The organism is Desulfogranum marinum (assembly GCF_963675105.2).
GTDB classification, from domain to species: Bacteria; Desulfobacterota; Desulfobulbia; order Desulfobulbales; family Desulfobulbaceae; genus Desulfogranum; species Desulfogranum marinum.
The window spans coordinates 318,090-337,561 of the sequence record NZ_CAXXRO010000002.1 but is presented as its reverse complement, the minus strand read 5'-3'; the positions used below and the strand labels follow the sequence as shown (position 1 = coordinate 337,561).

Here is a 19,472-nt window from a genome sequence, read left to right as displayed (position 1 = left end):
ATAGCGTTCTCACCCTTGATTTCGACTCATTCGTCTCTCCAACCAGCTCACGGCTGTTGAACAGGGAAAGGTAAGCAAAAGATACATACAGGCAATGGTAATCCACACTTCAATGGTTAAATAGGTTGAGGCCATTAGCTGCGTCCCTTGATAGGTCAGTTCTTGGATAGAGATAACAGAGACAATAGCAGAATCTTTTATCAACGAAATTATCTGCCCGGCCAGAGGGGGGAGCACCCTCCGAAAAGCCTGGGGAAGAATAATATAATATAAGGTCTGCCATCGTTTCAGGCCCAGTGCATGCGCTGCCTCCCACTGATGCCTTGATATGGATTCTATCCCTGATCTGAGAATTTCTGCCACATAGGCGCTTTCAAAAACAGCCAGCGTTATAAGGGCCGACAAAAAAGGGATCAACGATGACACCGGCGAAAAACAAAATGCGACCAGCTTTTGCAAACCAGGTGAACTTTTGGCGAGCAAAGCATCAAGTCCCAAAAGGGGCAAAAATTGATCGGCAAGAAAAAAATAAAAAATAAATATAATAACCAATGGCGGTAAATTGCGCATCAGTTCGATATAACAGCGAGATATTAACTGTAAAAAAAGACTTGAACTGGTACGGGCAAGTGCCATAAGCAAGCCAAGAGCAAATGCAAGCACACTGCTCCAAAGACTGAGTCGCAGCGTTGTCAGCAGACCTTCGACAAGATAATTGGTTACCCACCGGCCCTGTTCCTGATCATACCGGAAGAGATACTGGGGGATTATCGACCAGTTCCAATCATAATCAAGGCGTAAAGTTATCCTAAAAATAATAAACCCTGCTGCACCAAGCAGCAGGGTAATGAGCAGAAAGTCGAGCAGACTCAGTTTATGACGGGATGATAGCATTTTTAAAAAATATATAAAGAATCGATCATGCTGCTATTGCAGCTGATCTTTCCACTGCGTGCTCTCAAACCAGTAGGAGTATTTCTCATCAATCCAGCCTTTCGCCCTGACAATCTCGATCCAGTTATTAAAAAAATTCAAGGTGTCCACATCGCCTTTGCGAATACCAAAGCACATTGGCTCCTTCATCAGTTGCTCGCCGAATGCTTTCAGAGTATCTGGAGATTCAGAAGCGATGTGTGCAGGTAGTGGTTGTCCTCCTACCATTGCGTGAACACGTCCATTTTTTACTTCTTGTACAGCGGCTGGTTCATCATCAAACAGCCGCAATCTAGCCTTAGGGAAATTGGCTTTTGCAGCCACAGCACCGGTGGAACCAAGACGGGCAGCAATAGTGACTTCAGGACTATTGAAATCTTCAATGGTAAAGCCCTCTGTCATTTTACGATTGGCCAGCAATCCCTGACTGGTATAATAATAAGGCCTGGTGAAATTAATTTTCATGTTCCGTTTGGGGGTCACGGTCATACCGCCAATAATTACATCAAATTTTCCAGCAGCCAGCGCAGGAATAATCCCTGACCATTTTGTGGGCACAAATTCCACCTTAATCCCCATGTCTTCGGCGAGTTGCTTAGCCACATCTATTTCAAAACCGACGAGTTCGCCTTTCTTATTTTTCATAGCCCAGGGAACAAAAATATCCATACCGACCTTGATCGTGCCACGCTTGACAATCTGCTCTATGGTACTTTCAGCAGCGAGTTTATTGTGCAGTTCTCCTGCCATACACGGCTGGACAAGTGCAGCAATAACGAAAAAGGACAAAACCATTACGACGAGTCGAGCCTTGCTTTGCATAATTATGCCTCCTTAGATTGCAGTAAAAAATGTGGTATTACCAACAAGTTACTCTTGGTCCAAAAACAGCTTACAGAATTTGCCGCAAAAAATCATTGGTTCTTTCCTGTTGCGGTGCAGAAAAAAATGCCTCTGTATCACCTGCTTCAACAATACGCCCATCTTCCATGAAGACTACACGGTCGCTCACTTCCCTGGCAAAACCCATTTCATGAGTCACCACCACCATAGTCATTCCCTCAGCAGCAAGATCACGCATTACATCCAGGACCTCTCCGATCATTTCCGGGTCCAACGCACTTGTCGCCTCATCAAAAAGCATCACTTTTGGCATCAAGGCCAGTGCCCTGGCAATGGCAACCCGTTGCTGCTGACCACCAGAAAGGGCTTCCGGATAACTGTCCGCCTTGTTCGCCACTCCTACTTTTTCGAGCAAAGAGCGGGTAACGGCCGTGGCTTCTTTCCTGCTCGCCCTGCGCACCAGCTGCTGTGCCAGGTTTATGTTTTCCAGGACAGTCATGTGCGGGAACAGGTTAAAGGCTTGAAACACCATTCCCACTTCCCTCCTGATCTCCAGACGATGTTTTTCATTATCATCCAAGGGAATATTATCAACAATGATTTGACCGGAATCGACTTCTTCAAGCCCGTTCAAACACCGCAAAAAGGTCGACTTCCCGGAACCTGACGGCCCTATGACAACTACCACTTCGCCCTTCTTTACCTTGACAGTGAAGTCATCAAGGGCCTTGATAGAACCTGGATAAATTTTGTTAAGATGTTCGGCAATTATAATATATTGTTCACTTTCCGGATGTACCATGGGTGTCATGTTCCCTCTCCTATGCACGCTGCGGAAAATATTTTTCTAAAAATGATACAAAACCAGAGAGTGTCAAGGTTATAAACAGATAAATAGCCGCCACTGTAAACCAGATTTCAAAGGTCATAAACGTTTCGGCAATAATGGTTCGCCCTTCCATGGTCAGATCGTATACGGCTATGGTACTCACCAATGCTGAATCCTTAATCAACGAAATAGCCTGACTGGTCAAGGGGGGCAGGATTCTCCTTATTGCCTGGGGAAGGATGACCCTGCGATAGGTATCATAATGGCTCAACCCCAGACTATGGGCTGCTTCCCACTGCCCCTTTGAAATAGAAGTGATACCTGCCCGTATAATCTCCGAGGCGTACGCGCCTTCAAAAAGACTCAACGCAAGGACCGCGGTTGCAAACCTGCCAATATCAAGGATCGGTGCCATCACAAAGTAAAGAAAAAATATCTGCACCAGCAGGGGTGTGTTACGGATAACTTCCAAATATATCCAGGCTATCAGCCGCCCTACAGGGGAGGCAGACATCCTTAGCAGTGCAGTGACAAGGCCGAAAAATCCTGCTAAAAAAAGGCTGACCACCGTAATTTGTAAGGTTACTCCCAGGCCCAGAAGAAGAGGACCGGCTATAAATTCCCCATCATAAATTTGAAAGAGATAACGGGGCACCTGTTTCCAATGCCAGCTATAAGCAATATTATCACTGCCTCGCATGACGAGCCATACACTCAAACAGGCAATAGCAAGAAAGCCGATTACGTCACGATAAATTTGTTTTCTTGATCGTGAAGGCTTCATAGAGATGTGTTAGAGATACGCAAATTATTTTTAACAAAATTATGTATTTAGTACATATTCGTATTTTCGGAAATATACAAAAAATGCCGAGGGATAAGAGAAAAGTTACGACCACGGTAAAAATTTTTTAAAGACTACCCGATAATGACACATTGGTGTGCACACTAATAATTTTCTTGTTCTTTTCAAGACGTTGAACAAAAAAAGAGTTAAATTAAAGCTGTATCTTCCTGTTGCCCTCTGCTTAGCTCTAATGTAGAGTACCTAACTTTCTTTTGGCCCGAATTTCTCATAAACATTATTTAATTTTTTCAAATTACCAACAATTTCTGTATGTTATGCAAACCCACATAGCGTTGTTTTTTTAATGTTCACCAAAGGTCAGTCCATCCAGCGCCATGTTCTTCAGTGTTTTGGCAATGAATATAGTCAACTATCAGAGTCTTCGCTTACCTATCCACAGCCAAAAACTTTGATCCTGACGCCGCCTGAACTAATGAGAAATCCGGGTTAGCAATATCGAATTCTTTATTATATGACAGCACTGCTATCCATCCAGAACCTCTCCCTTCAGTTTGATGCCTCATCGGGTATGCATGGGAAACAATTTTCACTGAGCAATGTCTCGTTTGACATTGCTCAAGGGGAAATCCATGCCCTTGTTGGCGAATCGGGTTCAGGTAAGTCTGTTACCGCTCTTTCCGTACTCCGTCTCCTTGAGGATGTTAGCAATGTTTCCGGCAGCGGCCGTATTACCTTTAATGGAAAACGAATAGATGCTCTGAGTAAAAAAGAAGTCAGGACCCTGCGCGGAAACCAAATAGCCATGATCTTCCAGGAGCCAATGACCTCTCTCAACCCGGTCTACACAATCGGTAATCAGCTGCTCGAACCGTTGATGCTCCACCAAAAGCAATCCAAAGCCCAGGCTTATGCAAATGCAATCAGTTTGCTGGACCGCACCGGCATTAAAAACCCTGAAAGCCGTTTTTCCTCTTATCCGCACCAACTCTCCGGCGGTCAACGACAAAGGGTGATGATTGCCATGGCACTGGCATGCAGACCGAAACTGCTTATTGCAGACGAACCGACCACCGCCCTTGATATCACCATTCAGGAACAGATTCTCGATTTAATCCAAGATATCCAGCAGGAATATGGCATGTCTGTATTGCTTATCACCCATGACCTGACCATGGTTAAGCAACGAGCAGAGACTGTTTCCATTATGCATCAAGGCAAAATTATTGAGCAGGGAACAACGCTCTCTATATTCAAGGATCCCAAGCAACCCTACACCGTCCACCTGCTTAATTCCATCCCCAGCGCCACCGCAAAAGAACGACCGGCAACTCCCCCGCTGTTGGAACTCAAAGACATTGCCTGCACCTTTACCATGAAATCAGGATGGGCTGGGTTTATGAAACCGAAAGTGACAGTGGTCAAAGCAGTAGACCATGTGGACATCTCCCTGGAAAAGAAAAAAACACTGGGCATTGTCGGCGAATCCGGTTCAGGAAAATCAACCCTTGCCATGTGCCTGCTCGGGCTCTATAAATTTTCCGGTCAGGTTCTCTATCACACGGACAACGGGATCCTTGATCTGGCTACATTTTCCAACCGCCGCTTCCGCCCTTATCGTAAGGATTTGCAAATTGTCTTTCAAGATCCTTTTTCCTCTCTCTCGCCTCGTATGTCAATTGAACAGATCATCGGCGAAGGACTAGGAGTGCACAAAATCGGCGAGAACAGGGCAGAACGCCGCCGGATGATCTACGATGCCCTCACCGATGTGGAACTTGATCCGGATGCGGCAGATCGTTTCCCGCATGAGTTCTCAGGTGGCCAACGACAGAGAATAGCCATAGCCAGGGCATTGATTTTACGCCCCAAGCTGCTTATTTTGGACGAACCGACCAGCGCCCTGGATATGACCATCCAGCATCAAATTTTAGATTTATTACAAAAATTACAGACACGGTACGGCATGACCTATGTCTTTATAACGCATGACCTACGGACTATCCGCGCCATAGCAGATAACATTGCAGTCATGCAAAACGGAAAAATCGTTGAAGCCGGTTGTGCGGCGACAGTTTTTGCCAAGCCACAACATGCGTATACACAAGCCCTTTTTAAAGCAGCATTTCACTGACAATCACAAAGGAGGCAACATGATTTATAAGGCTGTTTTCCATATTGACATGGATGATGAAAAAGCACTCGAGATTGGACTGATTAATGTTACAAACCTGCTCAAAACAATACAGAGGCAGCCTCACGATCTGGTGATGCTATTTAACGGGCCTGCGGTAAATGCACTTATAGAAAAAAACTGTGTCAACCATGCAACCAAAATCATCGAACTGCAAAAAAAGGCTGTTGCCTTTAAAGTCTGCAATCTTGCCCTGACCAATTTTGAAATCCAGACGGAAGAACTGGTCCCTGATTGCGAGATAGTTCCTGCCGGCATTGTTACCCTTATTGAGTTACAGAACGAAGGATATGCCTATATCAAACCCTGATGATTCCACAAAATCACTGGAAAAAGAGGCACCACTTTCCAGTGATTTTCTTGCAACCGTCAGCACTGGACCCGGCGTGTACCAGATGCTTGGTAAAAGTGAGGTCTTGTACGTAGGCAAAGCTATAAACCTACGTAAAAGGCTCTCACAATATGCTCATTTTTCAGGCCCACCCCATTCCAAAACCGGTGTTATGCTCTCCCATGTACGAAGAGCAGAGACCATACTTACCACTACCGAAAAAGAAGCACTTATCCTGGAAGCTTCTCTGATAAAGAAGCACCGGCCGCGCTATAATGTCATCCTCCGCGACGACAAAAACTATCCGCTAATCATGGTCTCAACGAGTGAGCGTTGGCCACGGATCAACATCACCCGTAAAAGACTACGTGACGGAAATCGCTATTTCGGGCCATATGCCGCAACTTCGGCCATGCGATCCACCTTAAAGTTGCTCTACACCCTTTTTCCTTTACGACGCTGTAAAAAGTTCAGAGAAAGGGAACGGGCCTGTCTCAATTTTCAAATGGGCCGTTGCCTGGCTCCCTGTGCAGGCAAAGTGTCCCATGATCAATATATGCAGTCTGTGGCCGCGGTATTGCAGATTCTCGAAGGCAAGGCTGATGATGTTGCAGCAGATTTGCAAAAACAAATGAAGGAGGCATCCAAGGAACTGCAGTTTGAAAAGGCGGCTTTTTTCCGGGATCAGCTCCTTGGCCTGCAACGAACTATTGAACACCAGGCAGTGGTTGCCGACCATCACATCGACCAGGATATATACGGTTTTTACAGACAAAATGCTGCTGTTGGACTCGCTCTGCTTTTTGTGCGCGCCGGCATCATTACCGGAGTACAGACTTTTTTCATCCCTGATCCTATTGGTGACGATAGAGGCATTTTGACTGAGGCAATGCTCCAGTTTTACTCCCGGCAAAGAATACCTCCGCGCGAAATACTGCTTCCTTTTGAGATAGAAGACAAAGACCTGGTCCAGGATCATCTTGTTGATTTGCGCGGTTCTGCGGTTACTCTACATGTTCCCCAGCGGGGCAAACGAATGCAACTCATGCAGATGGCGGCCAGCAATGCGGAAAAATTGTTTTCCGAACAGGCACAAAAAGAAAAGTCCTGGAATACGCTTGCAGCAAACCTGCAAAAGAAACTGCATCTTAAAAATGTACCGCAAACCATAGAGTGCCTTGATATATCCAATCTCCAGGGAAAACAGGCAGTCGGATCCCTGGTCTGTTTTGCCGACGGCGAAAAAGATACCAAAAATTTTCGGCACTACCGTATACGCAACCTGGACACGCCAGATGATTACGCAATGATGGAAGAAGTCCTGCAGCGAAGATTCGAACTGAGTGACAAAAGAAGAAAACTCCCGGACATGCTGCTTTTAGACGGCGGCAAAGGCCAACTCGCAAAAGCCTGCGATGTACTGGGACAGGAAGGCCTCCTTGGTTCCGTGGATCTGGTGGCCATTGCCAAAGAAAAAGGAGAAGAGGGAGAAAAATTATTTCGCCCTGGCCGTAAAAACCCGATTTTACTGCCCCCTAACAATCCTGCCCTGCTCTATCTTATGCGCATCCGTGACGAATCGCATCGCTTTGGCATTACTTTTCACAGAAAACTTCGCAATAAAGAAACGCTCCGTTCGCGTCTCGACGACCTGCAAGGTGTCGGGGAAAAGCGGAGAAAAAATCTAATCAAACATTTTGGCAGCGTCAAACGTGTTATGGCTGCTGATCAAAATGAGCTTGAAACAGTATCAGGCATTGGTCCGGATCTAGCCCATGCCATTTTCACCCAACTCCACGCGACTGAAAATGAAACCTGATGAAAAAATGATGGCCCGACTTAAGCCCGGCTGTATCTGCAAAGGCGTCAAACTGATTGCACTGATTGAAGCTATAGAAAACGGCGCTACGAGTTTTGCAGAGGTCGCCGCCATCACCAACATAGGTGACGGTAGTTGCGGTGGAAAACGGTGCGGAAGAAAAGTAGCGGAACTTTTGGGTGAGGACATGCCAGATGACTTCCTCGCGCCTTGACATACTCTTATACTGCCATGACGGCAGAGGGATTGGTCATGCCAGCAGAAGCATAGCCATTGGCATGGCTCTACGAAGGCTACACCCCAACCTGAAAGTACTTTTTGTGTCCGGCACTCCTCATACCCAGGAACTCCGCGGCAACGCACCTCTAGACTGGATCAAGCTACCAGGGTACGAAACCGTGGTAAAGGACGGTAAATCCAAAGGCATAAACGGTAAATCAAATTTTTCCGACCAGCAGCTCGGTGAACTGCGGGCAACCATGCTCAAGCAGGTGCTGTCGTTGTATCAACCCCGTTTGGTAGTTGCGGATCATTCCCCACTGGGCAAGCACAAGGAGCTGCTGCCTGCACTGAAGGCTTCTTCCCTTAATGATATCAGATGGGTGCTTGGAGTACGAGGTGTGGTCGGCAATGTACGCCAGGTGCAGGCTCCGCTTGCTACAGAAGTGTATAATCGCTACTACCATTCACTTGTGTGGTATGGAGACAGCCAAGTCCTTGGCCCTCAGCATTGCCAAAAACTAGCAGCAATATTCGATACCAGACCTTTTGAGACAGGCTATGTATCGCGCATGGCAGAGCTGGAGGCTTGCGCACCGGCTCCAGGTATCAAGGCAAACGTCTATGCAGGAACACTTGCCATCCCCTGGTTCGGTGAAAGCTCAAAACAATTGCTCAAAGTGGTGGGAGAGGTGCTGTCTCAAATAGACAGTAGCTACGGCCAGTGGCTGCTTTACTTGCCAAAAGAATATATAAATGACAAAACAAACAGTTACATATCAAACATAAACAAACTTATAAACTGCAACATTCACCCCTTTGGCCCATCTTACCATGAGGCTTTGGCCTGTTCACGTGTAGCACTCATATACGGTGGTTACAACTCCATCACCGATGTGCTGCATGCAAAGGTACCTACGGTCGTTCTGGAAAGAGGCATGCAGGATGATGAACAGCAGCAGCACCTCTACAAGCTTTCCCGCTTCACTCACGACTTCCTGACTTCTGTGTCAGAAAACGATTTACAGACTGACAAGCTCTATTCCCTCCTTATTCAACAACTGCAACGGAGCCAGGACCAACACTCGCCCTCTTTTCAGATTAATCTCAACGGAGCGAACAATGCTGCCAACCACCTTGCCGGATTACTTTAGGTGGACTAATTCACACTTGACCAGCCTGTTGTTAAAAGGTTGTGTGATTAAATCCGACACTGCTCTTGGCAATTTTAACTTGAGATAGGGTTTTCCATTTTAAGAGTAGTACAGAGAAGGTCAACTGCGATCCTGGACCAAGAATTTATCATTTCATGTCAACCAAGGTCGCAAGACTTACAATATTTATTGTCTGGAGAGGGCCTCTAGTAGCTGTTTCGCTAGCTCATGATCAGGCTGGGTTAACAAAGTTTTTTCGGCAAGAATCCTGGCCTTATCTGTGAGACGAAAATTATAGTACAGGTTAGCAAGCGTGGAAAAATACTCACGGTTCCCCGGCTTATTTTCAAGGGCTTTGAGCAAGGCCATTTCCCCATTCTCCCATTGCTCCAGTTTCAAGTATGCAAGTGCTTGATTATACCTGGCCCGGCTATGATTTGGCATGTTATCGGCAGCTTGACCAAGCCAATATGCTGCTTGCTCATACTCCTCCATCTCTGCAAAGAGTAAACCTAAAGAGTAGGCTATCTCGTGTAGATCAGGCTGCGCTTCAAGAACCTGCTTAAAAAGATCGGCAGCCTTGAGGTTTTCCCCTTGTTGATTAAGCTGCATGGCCAAGTTGACCTTTGCTTGGTAGAACTGGTCATCTATTGCCAGGGCCTCCCTGTATAGTTGGATTGCTTCCTCCCCCTTACCAATGGCCGCAGCGAGATTGCCAAGATTATACCGTTGTGGTGCAAAATCACTATTATACTCCATTGCCGTGCGATACTCTGCCAGGATCTGCTGAAACCTTTCTTGATGTTGAGGATTGATTGCGTCCAGCGGGAAACCAGATAGGCCTGCTGCGGCTTCAATTCGGACAGCCTTTACAGGGTCGTACAATTTTGCCTGTAACAAGTGCAGTCTGGTCTCAGGATCAATGTGGATCGCGTTACGAAGAGCTGTGTGCCTGAGCAACGCATCACCGTCTTCCAGTGCGCTGGTATAAACAGGAATCGTTCTTTCCTGGGGATAACGACTTAAAAGAGCCAAAGCCGTAGCCCTGACAATTGCTGGTAATAATGAATCTTCCGCCACACCAATAAGTTCATCTATTGCCTCCGGGTTCTGTTTTCGACCGGCAGCTAATATTTCACCATAATGTTGCTTCCTGGATTTACCATACCACTTTGTATACTGGTCGTTCACCCAGGCGAGCCCTTTATCCTGATGGCAGTCAGAGGTTGAACAGCTGTTAGGCACATCGATTTTTTCACTCAGATCGGGCCTGGGGACTCTCAAGCTATGGTCCGGTCTGTAATCAACCCCCATATAAACACGTCCCGGCATGTGGCACTTCACGCAGAGATAGCCCTTGCTTGGTTTTCCTTCATGGATTTGTTTATGAAAATGATGGGACGGGGTATCGTAGCTGCCGGCACGGTGGCATTGCAGGCAGAGATCATTTCCCTCTTTATGGAGCTTTAAGCTGTGCATGTCGTGGCAATCACTGCAGCGAACACCATGCTGGTACATTTTTGATTGAACAAATGAACCGTAGACATATACTTCTTCGCTTATCTGGCCATCTGGATAATACAGCCCTTCCATCAGCAAAGAGGGTACAATTTTATCCAGTATTTCTCCCTCGTCATGGAGGTTGTCTCCAAGTTGATACCTGCGGGAGTGGCAGGGCGCGCAGATGGCGATTTGTTTTTGATTATCTATGGTGGCCGTGTTGACAGGCAGATCATAATTTTCAACCTGAGGACGAGCCAATACAGGCCTGTTGGCCCAGCTTACATGATTGCTCCCAGGTCCATGGCACGCTTCACACCCGACATGAATTTCAAACCAGCGGGTATCATAAGTGTCTGTGGTTTTATCATACCTTTTTTCAAGTTTGGTCGAATGACACTCCGCGCACATTCCATTCCAGGTTTGTCCGCCTTTGGTCCAGTGCAGCCAGTCATCAGGACCATCAACCTCGTATGGTGGAAGCCTGTACCATGTGCTTTGCTTTGCATTCCAACCAACATTCAAACATTGAAGCCGACCACCAGGAAAAGGGATAAGATATTGCTGATTCGGATACACACCGAAGGTATGAGTTATCTTAAAAACGCCTACCGCTCCACCCGGCCCTTCTGTTTCCACATAAAAGTCACCATTTTTGCGAAAAAAACGGCTTGCAGCCCCTGAGTAAGGATCAACAAACTGAACATTGTTAAAATCACCAAGAACCGTCTCTTCGCTTGCAATATCCATGGCCAGGTCGTGGTGTGAGCCCTTCCACTTTGCGTAGGCCTCTTGATGACACGGCCTGCATTGCCCACTCCCAACAAATGAAGGGGCACCCTTGATGACAGGTTTAACTGAATACTCACTTCGCTGCAGGTAGATAAAAGGGGAAATAAGGCAGAGCAGAGCAGCCACCATGCCAACGATTTGCCATATCCTTGTTTGAGATTCCCGCTGCCCTGGTGCTTGAGAGGGGTTGTCTGCAACCATTTTAAGAACGCCCAATCTGGAAAGATGCAAAGGCATCTCGTTTTACGGGCACAGCAATATCAACCCATATTTCACCGTTCTCAATCTTGAGTGGATAGTAGTCAAGCGGACGAGTTGCCGGAGCTGCCATAACCAGGCCTGTGGAATCAAAGGTCGAGCCGTGGCAAGGGCAGGTAAATTGCTGTTTTTCCTTATTCCAGGGAACGGTACAGCCAAGATGAGTACATGTTTTTGAAAGAGCTAGAAAGCTCCCATCTTCTTGGCAAACTAAATAAAAACCGCCCTGTGGTATACCTTTCACTTCTCCAGGCTTAAACTGGTTAACGTTTCCTGCCGCAATGAGGTGACTGCTGCCTTGCGCCTTATCCCTGTTAACTCTCCTTGATTTTAGCAAGGAACCTGCAACCCATAGCAACTCAAAACTCGCTAAAGCAACAAGAACATGCCAAAAGCGAACCATTAAGTTTCTGCGACCAGTACCAGTACTCTTGCTTCTACCTGTAGTTTTTTTTGATAGTTTCATAATGTTTTGCCAGAGTATTGATTACCAGACAAGCGCCATTTCAGCTCCTCGCAGCCAAATGCCGATCACGGTGAGGGAGGCTGCTCCACAGAGAAAACAACTCACAACTCCAATCTGTGCTTCTCCAGCAGAACATTTCCTTATCCGAACTAAAATGAAATAGAGGAGTACCAGGATAAGGCAGCAGCCAATGGTGGGAACAAGTCCACGCCACAGCCAGGAGAGTTGCGAACTACCTTTCCGAATCAGAAATGTATCATCAATAAGCACAGTGAAAAATGTCAGACCAGTACCAGCAATGCCACTTATTGCAGCGTTTAAGGCTCCTTTTCTTCCTCCAAACCATACTCCTTTGGCAGGAGTTTCCTTTACCCCAAAAGGGAGACGAATAAAGAAAAACAAAACAAGTAGTGGAACCACGCAAATAGCAAAGGATGGATACAAATGAAGCAAAAGTTCCTGAAGCCCCATGAAATACCAGGCAGCCTTGGCAGGATTGGGGCTTTGCCCCGGGTTTGCCTCCGCTCCAAGCGGGGCATCTATAACGGCTGAAAACAATAGAATTATTGAAAGGATGAGGCACACTACAGCTACTTCCCTGGCAACCAAATGAGGATGGGTGGTAATGCGTGCGGGCGCTACTCCGCTGGTATTTTCCTGCTTAATAAGGCCACCTGCTTTTCTGACCATCCAGAAATGGTATAGCAGCAACACAACCATTAGCACTGGAATAATTCCTGTGTGAATGGCATAAAAAGTTGCCAGCGTCTCAGAGCCAACCTCTTGCCCTCCACGAAGTAAAGTCATCAGTTCACTGCCAATCACAGGTATATACGAAAGCATGCTGGTGAAAATAGTTACCGCCCAATAGGCTAACTGGTCCCACGGCATCAGGTAGCCGGTGAAGTTAGCAAACACGACCAGGAGAAACAGCGCGAGCCCCACTATCCAGTTATACCGACGCGGCCCGGTAAAAGCCGTGGTCAGAAACACTCGTAGAAAGTGGAAAAAGGTTATGACAACGAGCAAGTTCCCAGCCCAATAATGGCAATTACGGATAAATCCGCCAAGCCCACCTGGCTGATACATTTGCTGTATGGACAAGTAGGCTTGATCAATCTGGGGAGAGTAACTCAGCAACTGCAGTAACCCTGTGACCAAAAGCAGTACTACCAGAGTAGCTGCCATACCACCGAGGCCGAAGCTCAGCGTAAAGCGTAGAGTCTCAGCGTGAACCTTCGGAGGATGGAGATGAAAAACGAAAGAAGAGAACGTTAAAGATCTATTTTCAGTAGACTTAGCCATTCTTACTGTTTATCAAATGAGAAAACGTGCTTCCACTCTTTTTTCATATCCACCAGAACCCAACCTTTTTCATCCGCTTCTTTCCATGCCTTATCGAGCTTGCCAACATGACTCTCGCGGTCATAAGCGTATTCACGCTCTGCGTCGGTATGGTGTACCAAACCACAAAAACTTTTGTGTTTGCCTGCAGCGGTCCATTGGAGCATCTGGAGATCACCATCTGAGTTGCCAAAGGCGAGTATGGGTCTACGGCCAATAAAGGTCTGAATTGCGATGGGTTTACCTTCCTTATCATCAAAATGGAAAATTTCCGGGAGCCTCTTTAGTTGTGGCACTCCATTCACTATTTCAAATTGCGTTTTCACGGATGAACCAATCACCTGTTCCGGTGGGATTCCATACACCTTTTCAGCAAAAGTACGCATAAACTCCACACCACCGCCTGAAACAATATAGATTTTAAATCCGTTATCTCGTAAATACTCCAGGAGTTCTAACATGGGTTGGTAGACCAGGTCGGGGTACTTTTGACCAAAGCGTGAATCTTTTGTTTTTTTAACCCATGTCTCGACCGCGCTGCTGAATTCTTCAGTATTCATCCCGCTGTGGGTTGCCATGACCAGTTGCATAATTTCCTTCGCGCCTGAATCTACAAGGGCCTGATGGTCATCTTCTAAAACAGCCTTGAAGGGATGCGTATTTTTCCAGTGAGGATGTTCACCAGCCATTTCCTTTACACGATCCATCGCAAAAATAAGCTGAGTGTACGCCGGCTGCTCAACCCAGAGAGTTCCATCATTATCAAAAACAGCGATTCGCTCTGGAATCGGAACAAAATCTTTACTTTCTTTAATGGTTACAGCTTCAACAAATGAAATAATTTGTTGTTTGGAATGAGTATCATTCCAGGAGCGAAGCGCTTCATTCCCATACGCCAGATTGGCAGTGATAAGTGCATAAAGTACTATAGTAATCAATGGTTTCATAAGTCCTCCAGGCAGAAAAAAAACGGCAACTAACAACTGTCAGTTACCGTTTTCCACTATTTTTGATCGCAATAAAATCTCTTATTGCGCCCCACCATTTGCAGTGAGCTTTTCCATTACTTTATCCAGACTGAAGCTTGCCGCCTCTTGACGAGGTGGAAATTCTTGAAATGTACTCAAGAATTGGCCAACATAGGTCTGGGCAGGGACAAGCAGGTAAGCCCGGTCTAATAGCCAGTCATAATAGGTGTTGGAGGTTAAACTAGCCCGTTCGTAAGGATCGCGGCGGAGGTTGAAAATCAACGGCACACGCAAAGGAACAAATGGCTCCATCCAAACACGGAAAGTGCCAACTGCCTTTTGTTCCATGAAGAGCAGCTTCCAATCATCATAGCGAAGAGCAGTCAGGTCACCGTCATCAGAAAAATAAAAAACCTCTTTGCGGGGACTTTCATCAGTTTTACCAGTCAGCATTGGTAGCAGGTTGTATCCATCTAGGTGCACTTTATAATCTTTGTTGCCGAGCTTTGTACCTTGTATTAAATCTTCTTTTACCGTCTTATCACCGGCAATGGCAGCAAAAGTTGGCAACCAGTCCATATGATGGACGATCTCGTTATTCACACTGAGTGGTTCAATTTTACCAGGCCAGCGAACCATTGCTGGAACACGCCAAGCACCTTCCCAGTTTGTGTTTTTCTCTCCTCGAAATGGGGTCATGCCGGCATCCGGCCAGGTATTCATGTGTACGCCATTGTCAGTTGAGTAGAAAACAATGGTATTTTCTGCAATACCAAGCTGATCAAGTTTTTCAAGGAATTTGCCGACATGCATGTCATGTTCGACCATGCCGTCGGAATATTCATCCTGACCGGAAATACCGCGCAATTCCTCTTTAACATGAGTACGGAAATGCATCCGTGTTCCGTTCCACCAGACAAAAAACGGCTTGCCGGCCTTAACTTGCTCTTCCATAAATTCAAGAGCGCGTTCAGAGGTCTCATCATCCACCGTTTCCATTCTCTTTTTCGTAAGCGGGCCAGTGTCTTCTATTTTCTGAGTACCATCCGGCTGAGCCCAGGAGTGGATCACACCGCGTGGCCCGAAAGTCTCAAGAAAGGTTTTGCCACTTGCTAGCTTTAGATCACGTGGATAATCTTCATTTTCCGGTTCTTCTTCGGCGTTCAGGTGATACAGATTGCCAAAAAATTCATCAAAACCATGCATGGTAGGCAAATGCTCATCCCTGTCACCCAAATGGTTTTTTCCGAACTGACCAGTAGCATATCCTTGAGCCTTCAACACCGTGGCAATGGTGGGGTCTTCTGCCTGCATTCCTTCTTCAGCACCCGGCAGTCCGACCTTAGAGAGCCCGGTCCTGAAAACTGATTGCCCCATAATGAAGGAGGAGCGACCTGCAGTACAACTTTGCTCACCATAATAGTCAGTAAAGATCATACCTTCATCTGCAATTCGATCAATGTTTGGGGTGCGGTATCCCATAACACCTTTTGTATACGCACTAACATTAGATATTCCGATGTCATCTCCCCAGATGACCAGAATATTAGGTTTTGGGGACGCCTCTGCCTGTGCAACACCAACAGCTAGGACGACGGCTGCGGTTACTGCAAAAAAAGAATACACTCTCTTTTTAGATTCCATCTAACCCTCCGTGTAGCTTTAATAGTGGTGTAAACTCTTAAAAAATGACTGGCGGTTGGCTCTGTCATTTTTTTAGTAATTACCCAAAAACAACAAACCGTTAGTAAGTAAGGTAAAGCGTATTGTGTACTAACGCCAGAGAAAAAGCAAAGAGGGAACAGGCACCATTAAAAGAGAGTTTTCATTTTGCTCAACACCTAACTCTCTATTTCTCAAGGCACTAATTCGTTTACAAAATGCACACTCCTTTAGGCACACTATAATGTGAGGCATAAGGGAATAGTAGCTATTTCAACTAATTATAGGTTGATGATAAAGAGTACCCCCATGCACGGCGTGAAAATGCCGAATGAACAGAGATCTTTCCTTCTGGTGGCATCGCATTGAGTGAAACGGCATAAGTGTCTTTATGTGGCTCTTCGTGAATTTCTAAATTTGGTTTATTATTGAAACCGAATCGCTCGAAACAATCCATGTCACTCAAGACAACAACCCCGGCATAGTTTAACATACGTACCCGGTCTAACCCCTCGTTTATGAGTTTATTTCCAATGCCATTATTTTGATGTTTTGGGTCAACGCTAATCGGTGCTAATCCAACCCATTTAGAATCTTGATTGTTGATTTTTATCGGTGAAAAAGCAATATGGCCAACTATCTGGTTTCAAGGTTTGCCACCAGTGACAGTATAAGTCCTCCACTCAAGCGTAGTTCTTCAACTACTAGATGGTTTTTAGGAGGATTCTGGGATTTCAGAGACAGACAATGACGGTATATTCATAATGATACTTTTGCATCAGCAATGCTCTTAACTTTCAATCGATTGGGAGTGCAAGTGCCTGAAGATAAAGCAGTAACCGGTTTTAACAACCTCGTCACCGGTCGGTTAACGTCTCCCAGGCTGACGACCACTCACTCGCCAAGAAGAAAAATCGGGAAAATTGCAGCAGAATCTGCATTGAAAAGAATTAACGGGGAAAAGTTAGAGTCAAATATAATTAATCTTGGTTTTAGGCTTATTGAAGGAGAAAGCACCCAACAATAACTTAGCATTCGAGGAAACAGGTTTTGGCAAACGTACAATTTTACAAATTCCTACCACATCAATCATCCATGGTCTTATAATAACCGACGGCAAGGTCATCCCAGGGAATAATTTCGCCCCCCTTCACCCACCTGTTGTCAGGATTCAGCTTGCCGCCAAATGGCACGGTGAAATCCGTCGAGCGTGAGCTGCTTGCTGCTCCTGTATCGAATCATGTGTACGCCTTTTTCGGGGTTACCCTATAAAGTCATGCGCACGACACTATAATTTTAAATATTATTTAATTAACTACAGATACTTATCGCTTTCTAAGTTTAATCTATTTAAGGAGTCGAAGGTTAATGCCTCTGCCAGCATACTTCCTCCTTTTCAACCACCACATTCGATAAAATTACCGGTCTCTGAGCTACGTGGCAAATATCTACCCAAAAATGGGGCGTAGATGTTTTTAACTGCTGGTTTATGCCGCCTTTTTGTTCGGTATAAACCAGCGGATCCAGATGCCACTGAGGAACCAGGAATAGAAGTAGGTTCCGATGATAATCAAGATGAAGGCCTTGACGATATCCATTGTCGTGCCGTTGAGGGAAAACCCTGGGACATAGCCAAACAGAAAGGGACCAAGGTAGAGGAATTTGGCAAACTTGAAGGCAGAAAAAGCTGTCTTCCACATATTTGCCTTGGCAATGGTTGCGCCGGCAAAGGCGGCGATACAGACTGGCGGTGTAATATTGGAATCCTGAGACAACCAGTAAACGATCATGTGCGCGGCTAGTTCGTTTACACCCAGGTGAGTAAGGGCCGGAACCGCGACCACAGCCGTAATCAGGTAGGCGGCGGTGACCGGCACACCCATTCCAAGAACCAGCGAAGCCAAGGCAATCAGCAGGATGGTCAGGACCAGCGAACCGCCAGCCATTTCGATAACGATATCAGCGAAGGTCAGCACCAGACCGCTATAGGTCAGAACGCCGATAATAATTCCTATAACACCCACAGTTGCACCGATCTTGAGACTACTTTCGGCACCCTCACGTGCTGCTTCTAGAAATTGCTTCGGGCCGATGCGTGTTTCAGTGCGGAACCAGGAGACGACGATGCAGGTGATCAGACCGATAATAGCAGAGTAGCCTGGCGAATAGCCGTAGAGCATGAAGATGGTGATAACGACCAGTGGCAACGTGTAATACCACTCTGCCTTGAGGATTCCCATGGCGCTATGTTCGGACTTTTCACCGACGATGTTGTCCTTTTTGGCCTCGTAATGGACCATGACGAAGACGCTGAAAAAGTACATGATGGCAGGAAATAGAGCGACCAGCATGATCCGCGAATAGGGCTCCCCGGTCAATTCGGCCATGATGAAACCGCCCGCACCCATGATCGGTGGCATGAACATCCCGCCGATCGATGCTGCCGGTTCGATACCTCCGGCGATATGCGGTTTGAAACCTGCTTTTTTCATCATCGGGATGGTGAAGGCTCCGGTTGAGACAGTATTGGCGATGGCGCTACCGGAGATCGAACCGAACAGGCCGGAAGCTATGACTGCTACCTTGCCTGGGCCGCCGATTTTGTGACCGACTGCTGCTAGAGGAAAATCAATAAAAAATCTCTGTGCGCCACACTTCTCCAGAAATGCGCCGAAAAGTACAAACAGCAGAATGTAAGTTGCGAGAACGTTGGCCATGATGCCGAAGATGCCGTCGCTGCGGTAGAAAATTTCGATGCAAAGTTCCGGGAATGTTGCCCCGGCATGGGCAAACAGGTCCGGCACATGGGCGCCGTAGACGCCGTAGGCAAGCATCAAAGAGCCGATAACGACAAAGACGTTACCGACCACCCGCCGGGCCAGTTCAACGCTGATAACCACGCCGATGACCGCCATGATGGTGTCGAGTTGGGTTTCGGCGCCTGTCCGGTAATTGATAACCTCAAAATTGACGATCCAGTAGCTTATCGAGATGATCGAGGCAACCATCAAAATGTAATCGAGCACCCGCAGTAAGATGTTTTTCGAGCGGTAGCTCAAAAAAACCAAGATATAAGTAATGATGACATAGATGCCGCGGTGATACTGGGTAGCTGCCGGTGTGATGATGGCGGCGTATGAATAGAACAGCAGCAGCCCCATGGCGCAGATATCAAATATAATTTGTTCAAATCGTTTTAGCTTTTGATACACAGAACACCTCTGGATCATTAAAGGTTGACGATACTATGGGGAACACGAAGCCGGGGATAGAATCGGGTCGAATTATTCGCTGCTGCCTGTTCCCAATATTCTCAATTTACACTGTATGCAAACTTCGGGGCAGAGGGGGATCC

17 protein-coding genes are annotated in these 19,472 nt (G+C 46.5%); 6 read left to right on the top strand and 11 right to left on the bottom strand.

All coding sequences use genetic code 11. The features are described 5' to 3' along the window. Nucleotides 1-9: 9 nt before the first annotated feature. The 4 genes from ACHZCY_RS02245 to ACHZCY_RS02230 all read right to left on the bottom strand — a co-directional run bounded on the left by ACHZCY_RS02245 (nt 10) and on the right by ACHZCY_RS02230 (nt 3,389). A complete protein-coding gene (locus ACHZCY_RS02245) occupies nt 10-894 on the bottom strand; it encodes an amino acid ABC transporter permease (protein ID WP_205223232.1) in 885 nt (294 codons plus the stop codon). 33 nt (nt 895-927) lie between these two features. Next, nucleotides 928-1,755 (bottom strand): transporter substrate-binding domain-containing protein, encoded by an 828-nt coding sequence (locus ACHZCY_RS02240; protein ID WP_205223231.1) that lies wholly within the window; start codon nt 1,753-1,755, stop codon nt 928-930. 70 nt (nt 1,756-1,825) lie between these two features. Further along, a complete protein-coding gene (locus ACHZCY_RS02235) occupies nt 1,826-2,578 on the bottom strand; it encodes an amino acid ABC transporter ATP-binding protein (RefSeq protein ID WP_394713361.1) in 753 nt (250 codons plus the stop codon). A 19-nt stretch (nt 2,579-2,597) separates the two neighbouring features. Then, entirely contained in the window at nt 2,598-3,389 is a 792-nt protein-coding gene (locus tag ACHZCY_RS02230; protein WP_205223230.1) for an amino acid ABC transporter permease, read from the bottom strand. Between the two features lie 535 nt (nt 3,390-3,924). Between ACHZCY_RS02230 and ACHZCY_RS02225 the strand changes: the two genes are divergently transcribed. Genes ACHZCY_RS02225 through ACHZCY_RS02205 form a run of 5 tightly spaced genes read left to right on the top strand, consistent with a single transcriptional unit; the run spans nt 3,925 to nt 9,127 of the window. Beyond that, entirely contained in the window at nt 3,925-5,544 is a 1,620-nt protein-coding gene (locus ACHZCY_RS02225; protein ID WP_319547691.1) for an ABC transporter ATP-binding protein, read from the top strand. Between the two features lie 19 nt (nt 5,545-5,563). After that, entirely contained in the window at nt 5,564-5,914 is a 351-nt protein-coding gene (locus ACHZCY_RS02220; protein WP_205223228.1) for a DsrE family protein, read from the top strand. Further along, on the top strand, nt 5,895-7,754 hold the full coding sequence (gene uvrC, locus ACHZCY_RS02215) for an excinuclease ABC subunit UvrC (RefSeq protein WP_319547690.1): 1,860 nt from the start codon (nt 5,895-5,897) through the stop codon (nt 7,752-7,754). The genes ACHZCY_RS02220 and uvrC overlap by 20 nt, the downstream gene beginning before the upstream one ends. Further along, the gene (locus ACHZCY_RS02210; protein WP_205223226.1) at nt 7,744-7,968 is read left to right on the top strand and encodes a (2Fe-2S)-binding protein; all 225 of its coding nucleotides are present in this window, start codon (nt 7,744-7,746) and stop codon (nt 7,966-7,968) included. The genes uvrC and ACHZCY_RS02210 overlap by 11 nt, the downstream gene beginning before the upstream one ends. Next, a complete protein-coding gene (locus tag ACHZCY_RS02205; protein WP_319547689.1) occupies nt 7,949-9,127 on the top strand; it encodes a hypothetical protein in 1,179 nt (392 codons plus the stop codon). Before ACHZCY_RS02210 ends, ACHZCY_RS02205 begins: the two co-directional genes overlap by 20 nt. A 186-nt stretch (nt 9,128-9,313) precedes the next feature. Here ACHZCY_RS02205 and ACHZCY_RS02200 read toward each other — a convergent pair whose 3' ends face one another. From ACHZCY_RS02200 to ACHZCY_RS02175, 6 genes are all read right to left on the bottom strand, one after another. Then, nucleotides 9,314-11,650 (bottom strand): tetratricopeptide repeat protein, encoded by a 2,337-nt coding sequence (locus ACHZCY_RS02200; RefSeq protein ID WP_205223224.1) that lies wholly within the window; start codon nt 11,648-11,650, stop codon nt 9,314-9,316. Further along, nucleotides 11,622-12,080, bottom strand: coding sequence for a QcrA and Rieske domain-containing protein (locus ACHZCY_RS02195; RefSeq protein ID WP_319547688.1), 459 nt, complete (start codon nt 12,078-12,080; stop codon nt 11,622-11,624). The genes ACHZCY_RS02200 and ACHZCY_RS02195 overlap by 29 nt, the downstream gene beginning before the upstream one ends. An 84-nt stretch (nt 12,081-12,164) precedes the next feature. Then, nucleotides 12,165-13,448: a cytochrome b N-terminal domain-containing protein gene (locus tag ACHZCY_RS02190; RefSeq protein ID WP_319547687.1), complete on the bottom strand. Its 1,284-nt coding sequence runs from the start codon at nt 13,446-13,448 to the stop codon at nt 12,165-12,167. Nucleotides 13,449-13,450: 2 nt separating this feature from the next. Continuing rightward, on the bottom strand, nt 13,451-14,434 hold the full coding sequence (locus tag ACHZCY_RS02185) for an HAD family hydrolase (protein WP_319547686.1): 984 nt from the start codon (nt 14,432-14,434) through the stop codon (nt 13,451-13,453). An 81-nt stretch (nt 14,435-14,515) separates the two neighbouring features. Further along, the gene (locus ACHZCY_RS02180; RefSeq protein ID WP_319547685.1) at nt 14,516-16,099 is read right to left on the bottom strand and encodes an arylsulfatase; all 1,584 of its coding nucleotides are present in this window, start codon (nt 16,097-16,099) and stop codon (nt 14,516-14,518) included. Nucleotides 16,100-16,394: 295 nt separating this feature from the next. Further along, nucleotides 16,395-16,757, bottom strand: coding sequence for a GNAT family N-acetyltransferase (locus ACHZCY_RS02175; RefSeq protein ID WP_205223249.1), 363 nt, complete (start codon nt 16,755-16,757; stop codon nt 16,395-16,397). A gap of 117 nt (nt 16,758-16,874) precedes the next feature. Here ACHZCY_RS02175 and ACHZCY_RS02170 point away from each other — a divergent pair, with 117 nt between their 5' ends. Beyond that, nucleotides 16,875-17,144 carry a substrate-binding domain-containing protein gene (locus tag ACHZCY_RS02170; protein WP_319548316.1) on the top strand — a complete coding sequence of 90 codons (270 nt, stop codon included), beginning with the start codon at nt 16,875-16,877 and terminating at the stop codon, nt 17,142-17,144. Between the two features lie 460 nt (nt 17,145-17,604). On the opposite strand, the gene ACHZCY_RS02165 is transcribed toward ACHZCY_RS02170, so the two are convergent. Further along, nucleotides 17,605-19,329 (bottom strand): TRAP transporter permease, encoded by a 1,725-nt coding sequence (locus ACHZCY_RS02165; RefSeq protein WP_319547684.1) that lies wholly within the window; start codon nt 19,327-19,329, stop codon nt 17,605-17,607. Between the last annotated feature and the right edge of the window lie 143 nt (nt 19,330-19,472).